Source organism: Gemmata algarum (assembly GCF_034097035.1).
Classification (GTDB): domain Bacteria; phylum Planctomycetota; class Planctomycetia; order Gemmatales; family Gemmataceae; genus Gemmata; species Gemmata algarum.
Window position 1 is genome coordinate 1 of record NZ_JAXBLV010000226.1, and the last position, 17,008, is coordinate 17,008.

The 17,008-nt window shown below is 65.5% G+C and carries 16 protein-coding genes and 1 pseudogene; 9 read left to right on the plus strand and 8 right to left on the minus strand.

Annotation, left to right across the window (positions count from 1 at the left end; all coding sequences use genetic code 11):
• Positions 1-41: 41 nt before the first annotated feature.
• Both R5W23_RS27935 and R5W23_RS27940 read right to left on the minus strand, forming a co-directional pair.
• Positions 42-1,352: a Gfo/Idh/MocA family oxidoreductase gene (locus R5W23_RS27935; RefSeq protein WP_320689208.1), complete on the minus strand. Its 1,311-nt coding sequence runs from the start codon at positions 1,350-1,352 to the stop codon at positions 42-44.
• A gap of 123 nt (positions 1,353-1,475) precedes the next feature.
• A complete protein-coding gene (locus R5W23_RS27940; protein WP_320689209.1) occupies positions 1,476-2,606 on the minus strand; it encodes a formylglycine-generating enzyme family protein in 1,131 nt (376 codons plus the stop codon).
• Between the two features lie 53 nt (positions 2,607-2,659).
• Here R5W23_RS27940 and R5W23_RS27945 point away from each other — a divergent pair, with 53 nt between their 5' ends.
• The gene (locus R5W23_RS27945) at positions 2,660-3,715 is read left to right on the plus strand and encodes an FAD:protein FMN transferase (protein WP_320689210.1); all 1,056 of its coding nucleotides are present in this window, start codon (positions 2,660-2,662) and stop codon (positions 3,713-3,715) included.
• A gap of 492 nt (positions 3,716-4,207) precedes the next feature.
• Complete coding sequence (locus R5W23_RS27950; RefSeq protein ID WP_320689211.1) at positions 4,208-5,422, plus strand: Gfo/Idh/MocA family protein; 1,215 nt, start codon at positions 4,208-4,210, stop codon at positions 5,420-5,422.
• 48 nt (positions 5,423-5,470) lie between these two features.
• On the opposite strand, the gene R5W23_RS27955 is transcribed toward R5W23_RS27950, so the two are convergent.
• Positions 5,471-6,082 (minus strand): FMN-dependent NADH-azoreductase, encoded by a 612-nt coding sequence (locus R5W23_RS27955; RefSeq protein ID WP_320689212.1) that lies wholly within the window; start codon positions 6,080-6,082, stop codon positions 5,471-5,473.
• 113 nt (positions 6,083-6,195) lie between these two features.
• Between R5W23_RS27955 and R5W23_RS27960 the strand changes: the two genes are divergently transcribed.
• On the plus strand, positions 6,196-6,663 hold the full coding sequence (locus tag R5W23_RS27960; protein ID WP_320689213.1) for a winged helix-turn-helix transcriptional regulator: 468 nt from the start codon (positions 6,196-6,198) through the stop codon (positions 6,661-6,663).
• 33 nt (positions 6,664-6,696) lie between these two features.
• On the opposite strand, the gene R5W23_RS27965 is transcribed toward R5W23_RS27960, so the two are convergent.
• Positions 6,697-8,031 carry a glutamate--cysteine ligase gene (locus R5W23_RS27965; protein ID WP_320689215.1) on the minus strand — a complete coding sequence of 445 codons (1,335 nt, stop codon included), beginning with the start codon at positions 8,029-8,031 and terminating at the stop codon, positions 6,697-6,699.
• 310 nt (positions 8,032-8,341) lie between these two features.
• On the opposite strand from R5W23_RS27965, the pseudogene R5W23_RS27970 reads away from it, so the two are divergent.
• A pseudogene (locus R5W23_RS27970) lies at positions 8,342-8,965 on the plus strand (DUF1559 family PulG-like putative transporter); the annotation flags it as partial.
• Here R5W23_RS27970 and R5W23_RS27975 read toward each other — a convergent pair.
• Positions 8,962-10,317 carry a mandelate racemase/muconate lactonizing enzyme family protein gene (locus tag R5W23_RS27975; RefSeq protein WP_320689216.1) on the minus strand — a complete coding sequence of 452 codons (1,356 nt, stop codon included), beginning with the start codon at positions 10,315-10,317 and terminating at the stop codon, positions 8,962-8,964. The pseudogene R5W23_RS27970 and the gene R5W23_RS27975 sit on opposite strands and share 4 nt — an antisense overlap.
• 103 nt (positions 10,318-10,420) lie before the next feature.
• On the opposite strand from R5W23_RS27975, the gene R5W23_RS27980 reads away from it, so the two are divergent.
• The gene (locus R5W23_RS27980) at positions 10,421-11,170 is read left to right on the plus strand and encodes a class I SAM-dependent methyltransferase (protein WP_320689217.1); all 750 of its coding nucleotides are present in this window, start codon (positions 10,421-10,423) and stop codon (positions 11,168-11,170) included.
• A gap of 154 nt (positions 11,171-11,324) precedes the next feature.
• Here the strand turns inward: R5W23_RS27980 and R5W23_RS27985 are convergent, their stop codons facing one another.
• Positions 11,325-12,092, minus strand: coding sequence for a PP2C family protein-serine/threonine phosphatase (locus tag R5W23_RS27985; RefSeq protein WP_010046564.1), 768 nt, complete (start codon positions 12,090-12,092; stop codon positions 11,325-11,327).
• A 301-nt stretch (positions 12,093-12,393) separates the two neighbouring features.
• Here R5W23_RS27985 and R5W23_RS27990 point away from each other — a divergent pair, with 301 nt between their 5' ends.
• Together R5W23_RS27990 and R5W23_RS27995 are read left to right on the plus strand one after the other, a co-directional pair.
• Positions 12,394-13,551: a glycosyltransferase gene (locus R5W23_RS27990; protein WP_320689219.1), complete on the plus strand. Its 1,158-nt coding sequence runs from the start codon at positions 12,394-12,396 to the stop codon at positions 13,549-13,551.
• Positions 13,552-13,612: 61 nt separating this feature from the next.
• Positions 13,613-13,975 carry a PilZ domain-containing protein gene (locus R5W23_RS27995; protein ID WP_320689220.1) on the plus strand — a complete coding sequence of 121 codons (363 nt, stop codon included), beginning with the start codon at positions 13,613-13,615 and terminating at the stop codon, positions 13,973-13,975.
• 183 nt (positions 13,976-14,158) lie between these two features.
• On the opposite strand, the gene R5W23_RS28000 is transcribed toward R5W23_RS27995, so the two are convergent.
• Complete coding sequence (locus R5W23_RS28000) at positions 14,159-15,151, minus strand: C-terminal binding protein (protein WP_320689221.1); 993 nt, start codon at positions 15,149-15,151, stop codon at positions 14,159-14,161.
• Positions 15,152-15,265: 114 nt separating this feature from the next.
• On the opposite strand from R5W23_RS28000, the gene nusB reads away from it, so the two are divergent.
• A complete protein-coding gene (gene nusB, locus R5W23_RS28005; protein WP_320689222.1) occupies positions 15,266-15,712 on the plus strand; it encodes a transcription antitermination factor NusB in 447 nt (148 codons plus the stop codon).
• A 107-nt stretch (positions 15,713-15,819) separates the two neighbouring features.
• Here the strand turns inward: nusB and R5W23_RS28010 are convergent, their stop codons facing one another.
• Entirely contained in the window at positions 15,820-16,350 is a 531-nt protein-coding gene (locus R5W23_RS28010) for a YcxB family protein (RefSeq protein WP_320689224.1), read from the minus strand.
• 146 nt (positions 16,351-16,496) lie between these two features.
• Between R5W23_RS28010 and R5W23_RS28015 the strand changes: the two genes are divergently transcribed.
• Positions 16,497-17,003, plus strand: a complete 507-nt coding sequence (locus R5W23_RS28015) for a hypothetical protein (RefSeq protein WP_320689225.1) — start codon at positions 16,497-16,499, stop codon at positions 17,001-17,003.
• Positions 17,004-17,008 lie beyond the last annotated feature (5 nt).

Consider the following 17,008-nt stretch of genomic DNA (forward strand, 5'->3'; position numbering starts at 1 on the left):
CCTCTGCGGTGAACCCGCTTCTGCTGCCTTCTATCTGCCGCTTAGGCCTTCGGGGGCAGCTTCCACACGCCCGGGACCGGGGCGCGGGTCGCGTCCAGTGGCTTGTCCAGCGCGAAGTCCTTGGGCATCGTGTCTTCCGCCGCGGCCAGCGCGTCGGCCCAGTTCAGGGTGCGGCACGAGTAGGCCGCGTTGCGGCCGAAGATCGCGGTGAACGTCGAGTCGGTCACGTTCTTCAGCTCGTTCAACGGGCGCCCGGCGCGGATGCTGTTGAGCAGGTCGATGTGCTCCTGCACGTAAGCCGAGATGTCGTCCGAGCCGGACCGCTGCTTGTTGATCTGGTAGACACCGTCGCGGGTGTAGGTCTGGCCCTTCTCACCGTACACGGTCTCCGACACGTCGTCGTCGCCCGGGATGTGGCGGCAGAAGCTGGAGAGCCGCAGGCCGCTCTTGTACTCGTACTCCACCGCGAAGTGGTCCCAGATCTGGCCCACGTTCTTCGGGTCGCCCGCCGGCCCGAGGGCGCGGCCGCCGAACCCGACCGCCTTGACCGGGTGGTCGCCGACGATCCAGTTGATAACGTCCAGGTTGTGAACGTGTTGCTCAACGATGTGGTCGCCGCACGCCCACAGGTAGTGGTACCAGTTGCGGAGCTGGTAGGTGCTGTCGGCCATCCCGGCCGGGCGCTCGTGAAACCACGGGCGGCGGCCGTTCCACGAGCAGCGGGCGGCGCGCAGCTCGCCGATCGCCCCGTCCTGGATCTTCTTGACGGTCTCGATATACCCCTTCTGGTGGCGGCGCTGGGTGCCGGCGACGATCGCGATGTTCTTCTTCTTCGACTCCTCGACCAGCGCGTAGCACTTGCGGGCGCCGGTGGCGTCCACCGCGACCGGCTTCTCGCAGAAGATGTTCTTCCCGGCCCGCACGGCCGCTTCGAGGTGGTAGGGGCGGAACCCCGGCGGGGTCGCCAGGATCACCAGGTTCACGTCGGTCTTGAGGAGCTTCTCGTAGGCGTCGAGGCCGTCGAAGGTGGTGTCCGGGGTGATCTTCACTTGCTTGACGAACCGCCCGTAGTCCTTGCCCTTCTCGTTGGTGAAGGTCTTCACCGCGTTGGTGGCCCGGTCCTTGAACGCGTCGGCCACCGCGACGATTTCGAGCTTGGCGGCGTTGCCGTTGATCTTCTCTTCGGCATTGAGGATGTCCTTGACGGCCCCCATGCCGCGCCCGCCGCAGCCGATGAGGCCGACCTTAATCGTGTCGCTCGCGCCACCGGCGAACGCGCTCGCCAGCCCGCTCACGCTCGCGGTCCCGCCGACAGCGGCGGACGCCTTCAGGAAATCACGACGGTTCGACATGGGACCTCCGGGGGAGAGATGTGCTTGGTGTTTAGTGGCTGGTGTTCGGTTGGTACACCAACGGCCCTTGCGAGTGCGGGCCGGGCACTAAATTCCAAACACGAAACACGAAAACACCGAACGCTACTCCGATTTCTTCACGACCTTGGGCTTCAGCCCCACGAGTTCGGGCTGTTCGCTCTCGGCGAGTACGACGCGGAACCCGATCACGTCCATGCGGGTGAGCCACCAGATGCTCTGCGGCTCCTGCGGGTCCCACTTCATCCAGCTCTTGTCCGACACTCGCCGCGCCGCGCTGCGGCACCGGTCGGCCTTATCAGCCCAGGACCCGCCGCGCACGACGTGCGCCCACTTCTCATCGGTCGGCAGCGTCACCGGGCCGAGCGAAAGCGGGTTCTTCGCGAACTTCTCGTAGGCCTTCGGGTCGTGCTGGTCGAGGGTCCACTCCCACACGTTGCCGTACATGTCGTACAGCCCGAACGGGTTCGGCTTCTTGGTCCCGCTCTTGTGGGTCGTCCCCGCGGGCTTGTCGTCGGTCGGGGAGGTGTCCTTGAACCAGGCGTAATCCGTGAGCCCCTTCGGGTCGTTGCCGAAGAAGTACGCGGTGTCGCCCTTACCGCCGCGGGCGGCGTACTCCCATTCCGCCTCGGTGGGCAGCCGGTACGCGCGGCCGGTCTTCTTCTGGAGCCAGTTGCAGTACATCATCGCGGCGTGGTGCGTCATGCACAGGGCCGGGTGCCCGTCGCGCGGGTGCCCGTAGGTCGCGTCCACGAACGCGTTAGTCGGGCGGGTCACCGCGTCCGGCCCGAACTTCTGGGCCGCCAAGTTGTCGGCCTTCAGGAAGTTCTCGTCGTACCAGAAGGTGTCGAACTCGTCCCAGCCGCACTCGAACTTGGCCATCCAGAAACCGCCGACCTTCACCTTGTGGGCCGGCCCTTCTGTGGCCTCGCGCCCCGCTTCGCCCGCGGGGCTACCCATCGTGAACTCGCCGCCGGGCACCCAGACCATCTCGAACTGCGCCTTCATCTCCTCCTTGTGAGTTTTCGGCGGGTCGGTGTCCGGGTCGTCCACAACCATTTTGAAGCCGCTCGTCTTCTCGACGTAGTTCTTGCCGGCTTCCAGTTTGGCGGTCTTGGGCGTTTCGGTGGCTTTATTGGACGGTTTGGGGGCCAGTTTGTCGTCCGCGCTCACCGCGACCGCCAAGAGCGGAAGCGCGGTGCAGAATGCGATGGAGAGGATGTGTCGGGTTGGCATACCTGTTAGATTCCCTACTGGAAGGGCCGCTGTCAACGGGCCGGAGGCGCAAAATGAGCGAGTTCGTCGTCGGGGCCGTGCTGATTCATCTTATGTTCGCGGGTCCGGGTAGCGAAATCAACCCGCCCTCTGCCCCTCACCTCGTCGCGAACGTGTGGCAGGGTGAGCCGGCGCGCTTCGAGTTCGAGTCGAAGCACATGGGCACGACGTTTCGGATCGTGCTTTACACCACCGATAAGGCCGTCGCGAAAAAAGCCGCCGACGCGGCCTTTGCGCGCGTGGCCCAACTCGACGCGGTGATGAGCGACTACAAGAAGGACAGCGAGCTGATGCTCTTGTGTAAGGCATTCGCGACCGACGTGGGCGACCCGGTCGCAGTCGGCGATGACCTCTTTTTCGTGCTTCAGAAGGCCGACGAGTTGTCCAAGAAGTCGGACGGGGCGTTCGATGTGACGGTCGGTCCTGTCGTGCAGTTGTGGCGTCTCGCGCGCCGCACCCAACAGTTCCCGGACGCGAAGGAACTGGCTGCTGCCCGCGCGAAGGTGGGATACCAGAAGGTGAAACTGGACCCCACAAAGAAAACGGTGCGGCTGACCACCCCGGGAATGCAACTCGACCTCGGCGGCATCGCAAAGGGATACGCCGCGGACGAGGCGCTGAAGCTTTTGCGCGAGAAATTTGGCATCACGCAAGCACTCGTCGCCGCTTACGGCGACATCACTTGTGGCGATCCCCCACCCGGGGAGCAGGCGTGGAAGGTGGACATCGCGCCTATCGCGAAGAGCCAGAAGCCGCGCACGCTGAAACTCGCGAACGCCGCGGTTTCGACCTCGGGCGACCTCGAACAGTTCGTGGAGATTGCGGGGGTGAGCTACTCGCACGTGCTCGACCCGAAAACCGGGGTCGGGCTTACCGGGCGCCGCAGCGTAACGGTGATCGCTCCCAACGGCATTACGGCCGACAGTATGACGAAGGCCGTTAGCGTACTGCCACCCGAGCAGGGGCTGAAACTCATCGACGCTACACCGGGCGCCGCGACCTACATCGTGGTCCTCGGTCAGAACGACAAGCCGAATGTGACCGCGAGCAAACGCTTTCCGAACGAGTAGTCGAAGGTGTTGCCACCGATTAGGTGTCGCGCTCGCTGCTCACAGTGCGCGCAAAACAAAATCCGATGCCTGGATTGCGCAATTCGCCGGTCAAAATTACAGGCTAAAAACGGAATACATCAGGCGGCGAGACAGTAATTGCATCGCCTCTCATTTTCCCTTCACCGGTACCCCGTGTTTTCATTTTTTTGGGGCGAAAATGGAATCAGGTGAAACTATTTCTGTTCCAACCCGTACTAAGTGTGATTAACTCGCTTGCCCGGGAAATGCTGCCAGCTGTTTGCTGGTTGTAGCTATTTGGTTCAAGCCGTCTTTAGTCGGTCCGCTGCTTCATTCGTGACCCTCGAGCGTATAACCGCAGCGGTTCATTCACCCGTTCAACGGATGGGTCGCCTTCATCCGGCCCCCGCGGCTCGCCCACCGCGGGGGTTTTTCTTTTCCCGCCTCCGACTTCCGTTTATCGTGGCGGCACTTCTCCCTTCAAGGTGCCGTATGTCCATACCAGACCGCCGCACGTTCCTTTCTTCGTCCGCGCTCGCCGCCGCGGGCCTGCTGGTTGAAACGTCCCGGGGCTTTGCAGCCAACGATACGCTCCGGGTCGGTCTGATCGGGGTCGGGGGGCGGTGCAAGCACCTGTTGAAGTCGTTCCCGGCGCTGCCGAACGTCACAATCACCGCGGTCTGCGACGTGTTCGCCGACAACCTCGAAGCCGGCAAGAAGCTCGCCGACCCCAAGGCGTTCGCCACCACCAAGCACGAGGAACTGCTCGCCCGCAAAGATGTGGACGCGGTGCTGATCGCGGCGCCGGACCACTGGCACGTCCCGCTCACGGTGGACGCGTGCAAGGCGGGAAAAAACGTGTACGTCGAGAAGCCGCTCACGCACGATCTGAGCGAAGGGGCGGCGGTGATCGCGGCCCAGAACGAGAGCAAGCGGGTCGTTCAGGTGGGCACCCAGCAGCGGAGCATGACGCACATCCTTGAAGCGTACAAGCTCCTCAAAGCCGGCGTGGTGGGCAAGGTTCACAAGGTTCATTGTACGTGGAACCGTAACGCGAACCGGTTCCAGCGCGGCAAGGAGGCGCTCGACGCAAGCAAGGTCGATTGGAAGCGGTTCCTCGGCGCCGCGAAGCCCCAAGACTTCGACGCCTACAAGTTCCGCCAGTGGCGCTGGTTCTGGGACTTCGGCGGGGGCATCTTCACCGACCTGATGGTTCACTGGCTCGACGTGGTTCACTGGTTCCTCGACCTCGATCACCCGGCGAGCGCCGCGAGCGTGGGGGACTGGTTTGCCGCGAAGGGCGTGTGGGAAACGCCCGACACGGTGCAGACGCTCCTGCGCTACCCCGACAAGCAGGTTCAGGTGTACTTCGAGGGGACGTTCAGCAACAACCGGAACGGCTCGATGTGCGAGTTCATGGGCACCGAGGGGACGCTGTACCTCGACCGCGGGCGGTACGAGATCATCCCGGACCGCGGTAAGAAACTGCCCGAGGCCAAGTCGCTCGTCCTGGGCACGGGTGAGAAGGGGTTGGACTTCTACGACAAGCCCGACGGCGAACTGCTCCACCTCACGAACTGGGTCGAGGCGATCCGGGACCGGTCGAAGAAAGTGGCGTGCCCGGCGGAAGCCGGGGTCGGTGCCGCCGCCGGCGCGCACCTGGCCAACCAGTCGCTGCGCACCGGGCAAGTCGCGGTGTGGAAATAGCGCCCCCGCCGTGACGCGTAACGTGCGGGCAGGGGTGCCCGCACGCGGTCACGCGACCTGCAGCGCGGCGACCTCCCGGAGCGCCGTCGGTAGCCCGTGCTCGTCGCCGCCGGACACCTTCGTGCCGTCCGCCCGGACCACCTGCACGTTGGTCAGCCCCAAGAAGGCGAAGAAGGCCCGCAGGTGGCTCTCCTGGTGCTCGAACCCCGCGCTCGGTGTGCCGGGCCGATAGAAGCCGCCTTGCGAGGAGGCGATGACCAGACGCTTGCGCCCGAGCAACCCTTCCGGGCCGGCGGGCGAGTAGCGAAACGTGACCCCGGCAACGGCCAGCGCGTCCAGCCACGTCTTGAGCTGGCTCGGGATGCCGAAGTTGTACATCGGCACCCCCACAACGATGACATCGGCCGCGAGCACTTCGCCCAGCGCATGGCGCAACGCGGCCGCCTCGCGGGCGACCTCGGGTGGAACCTGATCCGCCGGCTTGCCGAGCGTGGCCGCAAGTGAACCGGTGAGTTGCGGGAGCGGGTCTGCAGCCACGTCCCGGTAGACCACCTTTGCGTTGGGGTGCGTCGCGAGCAACCGGGACACGACGGCCGCAGACACCGCCCGGCTGACGGAGTGGGCGCCCAGGATGCTGGAATCGACGTGCAAAACGTTCATCATTCGCTCCGAATGCCGCGGCGCCACCCGACAGAGCGGCGCGTCCGGTTGGTATCACGCGGTGACCGTGGGCATAATACCTGTGTCGCCGGTCGTCTCAAGAAGGCACAGACATGGAACAGAGTAACACGCGTGTGCCTACCCCCGACAAGGAACTCGCGGAGCTGAAAGAGCACCTGCGGCGGGGCAACCACGCGGAACTGCGCGAGGGGTGCAAGCCGGGAGCCGAGTTGCTGTCGCTGATCGCCGAGAAATGGACCGTTCTGGTTGTGATCGTGCTGTCCGACGGTCCGAAGCGGTTCAAAGAGCTGCAGCGGTCCCTCACCGGCGTGTCGCAACGGATGCTGACGCTCACCGTTCGGGGGCTGGAGCGGGACGGGCTCATTTCCCGAACCGTGTTCCCGACGGTGCCGCCGCGCGTGGAGTACGCGCTGACCGATCTCGGCGAGTCGCTGCGCACGCCGATTTTCGCGCTCGGACAGTGGGCGCGGGATAACCGCGCCGTGATCGAGGCGGCACGTGCGCGGTACGATCGCTCGGCCGAGTCGGCCCCCGCCGGCGATCGGAACGTGAGCGGATGAAGGGAAGGGCGGCGCCGCACCAAAAGGTGCGGCTCACGAGAGCAGGCCGGTGTACTCGACGGCTCCAAGCAGTTGAGCGACGTCCCCTCCCGGTGGCCACAGCTCTCCGGGCGAGCGGCCCGCGTCCAACAGCTCGCGCACGGGGTCGAGGAACGTCACATCCTCGCCCATACGGCCCAGCCCGGCGTCCGCGATCGCGGTCACCTCGTGGCACCAGCGCGCGACCGGAACGTCGCGGTGCTCGGCACGCATCCCCCGGCGCGTAATGGCTTCCGAAAGCGGGCGCAGCTCTTCCGGCGTGAAGTTTCGCGCTAGATCCGTTGCCGCCGCGAGTGCCGTCGGATCGTACAGCAGCCCCTTCCACACCGCCGGGACCGACAGCACCAGCGGGGCCGGGGTCGCGTCGGCGCCGCGCACCTCCATGAACCGCTTCAGCCGCGCCTCGGTGAACACCGTCGAGAGGTGAACGTCCCAGTCGTGCCGAGTCGGGTGCCGGCCGTCGATGCCGTTGTGCAGGAACTCCCGGAACGTGGCGCCCGGCGCGGGCTTCAGGGACTCGCCGTCCGTGAGCAGCAACAGCGGCACGTCGAGAACGAACTGCACCCAGCGGTCGAACGTGATTTCATCCGCGAGCAGGTCCGTGAGCAGTCCGCTGCGGTCGGGGTCCATGTTGTGCCAGATGTGCCCCCGGAACGACACGAACTCCGTCCGCCGGCCCGCGTACCGCGGCGCGTTGGCGAACAGCGCGTTGACCACCGGCCCGAGCTTGAGCGCGACCGCGAGCTTGCGCCCGGCGTCAGCCTCGCTCTCGTAGTCGAAGGTGACCTGCGTGCTCGCGGTCGCCTTCATCATGTGCAGCCCGTGCGGGCAGCGGGTCGGCAGGTACTCGGCCATCAGCCGGTGCCGCGGCCGCGGGTTCAGCGGGATGTCTTCGACCGCGCTGAACGGCGTCACCCCGGCCGCGACCCACGCGACCCTCGCCGGGTCGGTCACCGCCCGCAACTCGTGCAGGTGCGTTTCGAACTCGGACCGGAGTTCGGACAGCCGGGCCGTCGGGGCGGTCGAGAGCTCGAGTTGCCCGCCGGGCTCGACGGAAACCGTGGACCGGCCGCGGGTCAGCGTCGTGAGGCGCCCCGCCTCGGTGTGCGGCTCCCAGGCGAAATGCGTCGCCAGGGCGTGGAGCACCCCCTCAATGCCCGCGTCGAAGCCAATTTGCTGACCCGTTCCGCGATCGAGGGCGAACTTCTCGAACTCCGCACCGACGCGCCACGCCGGTGTCGGTTTGGAACCCTCGTGGAAGTAATCAACGAGGTCGCGCTCAGTGACGGGCGTGTCGTCGACGCCGGTCCCTGGCAAATGGGTGCTCATATTAAGCGTCCGACTCCTCGGGGCCGAGAGGAATGCCCCGCTCGATGGCTTACCAAGTCGATGAACGAACTTCAACCCGCGACGCGCCCTGAACCTTAGCTCCGAATTTGCTTGGAATTTCCACCGGCGGGCGCCAGTATGGGGTTCGTTCTCTCACTACCACAGGGGACATACCGTGCTCTCACGGCGCCAGTTCGTCACGCTCTCTGTCACCGGCACGGTCGGCGCTGGTCTGTGTGCCCTTGGATACGGCATTCAGAGGGTGCGTAACGCCGCGAGAAACATGGCAGACCTTTGAAACCTTAAGCAACTCGGGTTGGCGGTCGCCAACTACGCCGAGACTTACGGGCGCCTGCCGCCGGCCTACGTTGTCGGGCCGGACGGCAAGCCGTGGCACAGTTGGCGCACCCTGATCCTGCCGTACATCGAGCAGCAGCAGATTTTTAATGCGTACCGGTTCGACGAGCCGTGGAACGGTCCGAACAACAGTTTACTCGCGCCTCGAATGCCGAAGCTTTACGCGTTTCACGGCACGGAACCGCTCGGAACGACGACCAATTACCTCGCCGTGGTCGGGCCAGACACGATGTGGCCCGGGGCCAGTGCGCGGAAGTTCGATGAGGTGACTGATGGTGCCAGTTCCACCATCTTGATCGTCGAGAACAACGGCCTGGGCGTTCACTGGATGGAGCCCCGCGACCTCGCGTTCGACACGATGGACTTCCGGCTCGACAGCCCGAACGGCATCAGCAGTTGGTACAAGCACCCGGCGGTCGTGACCGCCGACGACGCGGTTCACCGCCTGTTGAATGACGTGACACCCGGCGCGCTGCGGGCGTCGCTGACCGTCGCCGGCGGCGAGCGTTTGACCGATGCGGAGCGTGGGTGGGAGGTGCTCTCCGACGGCCGCGACCGCGAGCGGAAGGAGCCCTAACTCACCGCGCCGAGGCCCACGCCGTTCAGGAGCGCGGTGTTCATGCTGCCGCCGGTGACGGTAAACACGCCCGGGAACTTCGCGTCCCACGCCGCGTTTGCCGCCGGGCAGTACTGGCGGCCGTTCGATTCGATCGCGGCCACCCCGGGGATGTGGGCCGCGAGGCTCGCGGAGTGGATCAGCGATGCCCCCACACACGTCAAATCCTGCACGCACCGGAACAGGCCGTACTTTTGCGCCGCCGCGGCGAGCAGCAGCGTTTGCGTCTGCCCCTTGCACGCCTTGAACGCGACGCCGGTGTACCCCATCTCCATCGACAGCTTCAGCGACTCCAGATCGAGCAGCGATTCGTCGATCACCACGGGCTTCAGCTTCGCCGCGGCGTGCATCTTGTTCTCGGGGTGCGCGTTCAGGTCGCGCGCGGTCGGCTGCTCGACGTACTGGACGCGGTCGTAGCCGGCCGGCGTGCGCTCCCGGAGCTTCTGAAGGAACTCGATCAGGTACCCGACGTTCTGGCACCGTTCGTTGAAGTCGAGCGAGTACCACCACGCCGTCACGCCCCGCGCGCGTTGCGCGCCTTCCGCGACGGCGTTGATGCGAACGCAGCGCTCCACGTCCCACCCGAGGTCGTCGCCGTTGAGCTTGATCTTGAGGTGCGTGAGGCCGTCCCGCGTGATCCACTCGGCGAGGTGTTCCGGCCGCCCGTCGCCGACGGGCTGTGCCACGTCTTCTGGGGTGATCGGGTCGAGCGCGCCGACCAGGTGGTACAGCGGCATTGAAGGCTTCGGCTCGTGCGTGATGAAGTCGTCGAGGTGCAACCCGCTGAACTCGGCGCCGAGGTAGGGGCTCAGGTCGTCGGGCAGGAACTCGCGCGTGTACGTGCGGAAGCAGTTGAGGCCGTGAAGTTTGCCGTAGGCGTCGTGGAGGGCGGCGTCGAACGCCGACGCGACCACCAAGACAGCCAGCTTCGGGACCGGGTCGCTCAGCCGGTGGATGGCGGTGAAGTCGTTACCGGCGAGGAGCAGTTCCGGTTCGAGCCGGTGCGTGATGTCGATCGGGTGCCCGCTCAGCCCGCACAGCCGGTACGCGTCGGCGACCCGGGAGGCCAGGAACCGCATCGCGCCGAGCGTCTGGTCGTAGGTGAGCACGCGCGACGGGTACGCCCACACGTTGCCCAGCGGCATCGAGCCGAACCCGGTCGCGCTCTTGCCCGCCCCGCTCTCGACGGTGAGCCGCACGTTCAGGAGCGTCACCCGGTCGAGCGCCACCCCGCCGAACTTGATCGGCGTGCGGTACCGGAAGTCCTCGTACTCGAAGTACAAGTCGCGGACGCGGACGTCGGTGGCGCGCATGGGTGTTCCGTGTTCGGTGGGGCGCAGGTGGCGGATGCGGGGTACGAATAATACCACCCCGTGCGTACCACTAACACGAAACACTGCACACGGAATACCGGACATGATTCCCGACTGGCAACTGCCGCCCGGCGTCGACCGCGGGCTCTGGGACTACTTGCACGCCGCCGAGATGGTTGCGACCTACGACGACCAGATGCACACGTCCCCGCTCGCGGCCGCCGACGTGGCGTTCTGCGCGCGCGCGTTCCCGGCCCCCGGCCGGCTCCTCGATCTGGGGTGCGGCACCGGGCGGCTGTGCGTTCACTTCGCGCGAAAGGGGTTCGAGTGCGTCGGCGTCGATTTGTCGGAGGAGATGCTCGCCAAGGCGCGCGCGAACGCGGCAGCGGTGAGCGGGCGCACGGAGTGGCTGCGGGCGAACCTCGTGGAGCCGCTCGCCCTCCCGCCCGCGTCGTTCGACTACGCGGCGTGTCTGTTCAGCACCCTCGGGATGGTGCGCGGGGCCGAGAACCGGGCGAAAGTCCTTGATAACGCGTTTCGGGTGCTCAAGCCCGGCGGGGTGTTTGTGCTCCACGCACACAACCGGTTCTTCCGCGGGCTCGGTTGGAAACGTGTGCTCCGCCAGCGCTGGGGCACGTTGTTCGGCGGCCCGACCGTTGGCGACATCGAGATGTCTCAGGCTTACGGCGGCGCTCCCCTTACGCTGCACCACTTCACCCGAGATGAAGCACAGCGGGTTCTGACGGCTGCCGGATTTACCGTGAAGGAAACGGCCCCATTCGGTACCGACGGCCAACCGGCCGCCGGCGGGAACGTGTACGGCTGGCTGCTGCTCGCGGAACGGCCCGTTTGAGGGCCGATTCGTGGCGGGCTGTTTTACGGCGATTGCGGCTTAGGGCTTCGGGTCAAAAGTCCGATCGTCAAAAGTCGTAAAGTCACAAACCAACTGGTAATAACGGTTTGTGACTTTACGACTTGCTGATCTGACGACTTTTGACCCGAAGTCCTTACGCTTCCGCGACATCGATCACGACGCACGACACGTTGTCGCGGGAGTTCTGATCGAGTGCGAGTTGGCCGAGCCCTTCGGCGCACTGCTGCATGTCGGTCGCGTTGGTGATGTACGCCGCCAAGTCTTCGTCCGACACGACCCCGGTCAGCCCGTCGGTGCAGAGCAGGAGCCGGTCGCCGGCTTGCAGTTGCACCACCGCAACGTCCGGCCCCTCGCCCACTTCCTTGCTGCCGAGGTACTTCCACAGCACGTTGCGGAACCGGTGGTCCTTGGCCTCGGCCGGGCTGATGGTCCGCGCCTCCACCAGCGCCTGCGCCAGCGAGTGGTCGACGGTCAGTTGCGTGATCCGGCGGTTGCGGACCAAGTAGCACCGGCTGTCGCCGACGCCCGCGACGAACAGCTCGTGGTCCTTCCCCTTTTCCTTGCGCCACACCGCCATCACGACGGTGGTGCCCATGTTCTTCATGTCCTTGTCGAGGGCGCCCATCGCCATGATTTCTTCGTTCGCCTGCACGATGGCCCGGCGGACGGTGCTCTTGACCCCTTCGGGGTTCAGGTGCTGGGTCACGTTCTTGCGCAGCTCGCGGGGGATGATGTCCACCGCCTTGCGGCTCGCGATCTCGCCGGCCGCTTGGCCGCCCATCCCGTCCGCGACGATGTTCACGATCAGATCCGGGAACACCTTCACGTCGACGCAGTCTTCGTTATTTTCGCGGTAGTTGCCCAGCAGACTGCACTTGCCGATGTTGAGCGTGAACGCCATCTGATTCCCCCGACAAGGCGGCTGAGCCGTCTCTGAGAAACGCGCCGGTCGCGTTCGGCCGTGCGAGGCGACCGAACACGCGGCGGGTGTTGCAATTCAGCTTACAACGCAATTTCCCGGCACGCAACGCGGCCGGACCGAATCGAGCAACCGGCTCCGGCACACAACCCGCGAAGTGTGAACCGGTTCCGCCTCTTGCGACCCGCCTTCGCGCGGCTCCCGCGGTACGGTACACTTCCGCCCGCGAGATTCTTTCAAACGCGAACCCGGTCGGCCCGGGACATTTCCGAAGGGAAACGGCATGGACGCCGGGCGACCCGAGCGCGTGGTTCTGGTTCACGACTGGCTCACCGGCACACGGGGGGGGGAGAAGTGCCTCGAACCGCTCTGCCGGCGCTGGCCGGACGCGAAGCTCCTGACCCTGATCCACAAAAAGGGTACGGTGCCGGCCGCGGTGGAAGCCGCGCGCATTCATCCGAGCTTCCTCAACGCCCTGCCGAAGGTGGAGCGGTACTACCGCTACCTGCTCCCGCTGATGCCGTTCGCGGCGGGCTGGGGCGTCACCGATGCCGACCTCGTGGTGAGCTTGTCGCACGCGGTAGCGAAGTCGGCAAAGCCTCCCAAGGGCGTCCCGCACGTGTGCTACTGCTTCACCCCGATGCGGTACGCCTGGCACATGAAGGATGCGTACTTCCGCCCGCACGGCTTCATTGGCAAATGGAAGGCCAGAGCCGTGGACACGCTGCTGGGCCGTATCCGCGAGTGGGACCGCCGGACCGCCGACCGGGTGACGCACTTCGTGGCGATCAGCAACACCGTGCGCGACCGCATTCGCGACTGTTACGGCCGCGACGCCGATGTCATCTACCCGCCGGTCGATACGGAGTTTTACACCCCCGCTCCGGTGCCCCGCGAGGACTTCTACCTCGTGGTGTCGGCGCTGGCGCCGTACAAACGGTTCGATCTAGCGATCGAAGCGTGCGAGAAGCTGGGTAAGAAGCTTGTGGTGATCGGCAGCGGCCAGCACCTCGCGAAGCTCAAAGCGAGCGCCGGGCCGCACGTGCAGTTCCTCGGGTGGCAGCCCGACGAGGTCATCCGCCACCACCTGCGGCGGGCCAAAGCCCTGTTGTTCCCCGGCGAGGAGGATTTCGGGATCGTGCCGCTCGAGGCGCAGGCGTGCGGGTGCCCGGTGATCGGGTTCGCGCGGGGCGGGCTGACAGAAACGGTCCGGCCGCTCGGGACCGCGGCCGAGCCGACGGGAGTATTCTTTTCAGAGCAAAACTGCGATTCCGTGTGCGAGGCGGTCGAACGCTTCGATAATTCGAGCGACCATTTCGACCCCCGGGCTGCCCGGCGCCAGGCGGTGCTTTTCCGGAAAGAGCGATTCGAGGCCGAACTGTTCACGTACCTCGACACCGTCCTATATGGACGGCCTGTGGAACCGCGCAAAGCCGCGTGATCGGCCCTGGCCCCCGGCCGGGCGCGGGCGAATAATGTGGGCTACCTCCACGAGACGCACCATGAGCGCCCCAGCACCCGTAGCCGAAGTTCAAACCACATCCACCGAGCGGCGGGTCGCGCCGCGCCGGCAACCCGCAATGGGAACAGTGCTGCGGCTCGACGCGCCCGACGGCGGCCCGTCATCGGTCGCCCTCGTGTGGAACATCTCGACGACCGGCATCAGCATGTTGCTCCACGCCCCGCGGCCGACCGGCAGCGAACTGGCGGGGTACCTGGAACCGATGCTCGACGAGGCGATGCTGCGGGTGCGGATGAAGGTGGTTCACGTGAAGCTGCTCGACACCGGCGATTACTTCGTCGGCGCGCACTTCGACCGCCTGCTCACGACTGAGGAACTGAAGCCGTTCGTCGCGGACGCGTAGCAGAAGACGAAGGCAAAGAGGATTGGCCACAAAAAAGCACAAAGGGCACAAAAGGAAACCAAAACCGAAGACAGAAGAGTGAGTTCAATAACACTTCTCTGTGTCTTCGGTCTTGGTTCTCTTTTGTGCCCTTTGTGCTTTTTTGTGGCCAATCTTCTTGCTGCCTTTTGCGGCCGTTTCTCGCTAGTTCACGATGTTCCGGAGCGGTTCGCCCAGCAGCGCGCGGCGGCACGCCTGTGCGCCCTTCACGCGCATGTCGAGTAGCCCCTCTTCGGAATAGAAGGCCGAGTGCGGGTTCAAAATGACCCGGTCGTGGCACGGGTCGTTCGGGTCGCGCCACGCCACCAGCAGCGGGTGGTCCTCCGGCGGCGGCTCGAACGGCAGCACGTCGATCCCGGCGCCGCGGAGCTTCCCGGACCGGATCGCGGCCGGGATCGCGGTCGCGTCGACGACCGCGCCGCGGGCGGTGTTCACTAGGTACGCCCCGTCCGGCATCAGGCCGATGGCGCGCGCGTCCACGATGTGCCGCGTCTCGCTCGTCAGCGGGCAGTGGGGGCTCAGAACGAACGACTGCGCGAACAGGTCGTCGAGCTTCTCCACCCGGCGGATGCCGTTGGCCTTGTCGTACCCGTCCGGCTTGTACGGGTCGTAGAACGCCACGTCCATGCCGAGGGCCTTGGCCCGCAGGGCCGCCGCGGTGCCGATGCACCCCAGCCCGATCACCCCGAACGTGCGCCCGCGCAGCCGGTGCAGCGGGGCCACGTCCATGAACGCCCAGGCGCCGCGCCGCTGCTGCAACCGCACGTTGAAGAAGTTGATGCCGCGGGTGAGGGCGAGCATCAGCCCGATGGCCGAGTCCGCCACCTCCTCGGCGCCGTAGTCCGGCACGTTCCCGACCGGGATGCCCTGCGCCCGCGCCGCCCGGTGGTCCACGTTGTCGAACCCGACCCCGCACCGCACGATCAGCTTGCACTGCTGGAGGCGGGAGATGGTGGCCGCGGTGATGGCGATGTTGTGGTACAGCATCACCGCGTCGGCGCTCTCGATGTGGCCGACGAGGTCCGACTCGGCGGTCGCGTTGAGCGCGACCACGTCGGCGATGTCGCCGAGGATCTCGCGCTCGGGCTGGAGGGCGTCGGCCAAGAAGTCGGCGACCACGACACGAAAGCGGGGCATGATGGACGAGCCTCGAAGAGGGGCCGTAGGGGGAGGATGAATGCGTTCTATATTCGCGCGCGGCCGAAAGCTACTAGCATGTCTGTAGCCCCTTAAAACTGAGACACCGAGCACATGGCCCGACGTTCCCGCGCCCGAGAAGTGGTTCTGCAACTGCTGTTTCAGTGGGACCAGAACCCGACCAAGGTGCCGCGCAAAGCGATTCAGCAGTTCGCCCGCGACCGACTACTCGGCGACGCGGAAATGAGCACCTACGCGCTGGCCCTCTACGACGGTGTCACCACCCGCAAGGACGGGATCGACGAGGCGCTGAAAAACGCCGCGGATAACTGGCGGCTCACGCGCATGACGCCGGTGGACCGGAACGTGTTGCGGCTCGGCGCCTACGAACTGCTGTTCGACGCAACCCCGCAGCCACTGGAAGTGGTTATCAACGAGGCGATCGAACTGGCGAAGCGGTTCGGTTCCGAGGATTCACCGAAGTTCGTGAACGGCGTCCTGGACCGAGTCGGTAAGGGTCGCAGCGACCGCAAGGCGGGCACCGGTTCCGGCGCGTCCTGATTTACGGGCCGGTTGCGGATGCTTGCGGTTGGCTTTTGCCGTTGTGGCCCAGGCTGGAGCGCATGGGCCACAACGGCCGCCTCTGAATCGAGTTACGCGAGAAGGCCTTACAGTCGACAGGTTTCAACCTTTTCAGCTACCAATGTTCGGAATTCTTCCCACTGATCGCCGAAAGCGGTCACGGGGATGAGGTGAAATTGGTTCTGATTGGTGCCCAAGTAAACCTGTCCCGCGAGCCGCCCTACACGGACGATGTGCGACCACGCGCTGAAGGCGGCGTAGGTCTCGCCGGTGACCTGAATCCCGCCGTCGGTGAACGTGTACCGCCGTTGCTCCCGCAACTCTGACGCCGTGTTCCACCGCCGCACTGCCGCGCGGTACGCCCCGAGTGGGATGATTACGAGTATGACCGCGACTGTGGACGCGGCGGAAAATACGAAGGCGTAATGGTTTGCGCCGGCATCCCGGGTAAACTGCGATGAGCAGTAAACGGCGTACAGGATAACGGCCAGCCAACTCCCACAGATCAAGAGCACCATGCGGTTAAGTGAGAACCGCATATTGAATCGCACAAATTCGCCTCGGGTTGGTGTGAACGTGACGACGATCGGTGCGTGCGGTTCCGTTTCGGAGGGCATTGCTCGCGTTCCAAGATTGTTTGTCACAGCGTTTTTCGATTAAAACTGCGCAACTCGCTTAAAGCACCGGCCACCACAGTGTTCTAGGAACCTAGTCCCGGCCCCGGCGCGCCCGCGCCCGCGGGCGAACTGCACGCAGGTGATCTATGGACCCGGCCGCCGGTCTCGTTGCTGTGTTGTGCGTGGCGGGGGTGATGTTGCCCGTCGCGCTGTGGATCGGGAGCGTGATCCTGCGGGCTGCGATCGGCTTGACCAACAAGGTCGTGGGCGGTTCGACCCCGGACCTCACCTATTACGACGAACCGGAGGGGTATCGACGGTACCGGCAAGACCCGTCCGAGCTTGCTATCCCGATGCCCTCAACCGGCAAGGCGATGGGGATCTTGCTGGTGGTCGGGCTGGTCGATTTTGTGGTCCGGGTTGCAATTGGGATGGCGGCGGCGCTCAACGGTGGGGACGGCAGCATGGCGGCGCTGATCGCTCTCCCGGTCAGTGTGGTGGTTCAAGTCACGATGCTGTCCTCGCTCCTGCCCACCACCCTCGGCCGGGCCGTGGTTGTGCTGGTGTTCCAGTTCGTGATCGTAATGCTGATCGCTGCGGCCATCGGCGCGGTCGTCGTGGCGTTCGCGGTCGGGATGGCCGGGTCGCGGTAAGGGCG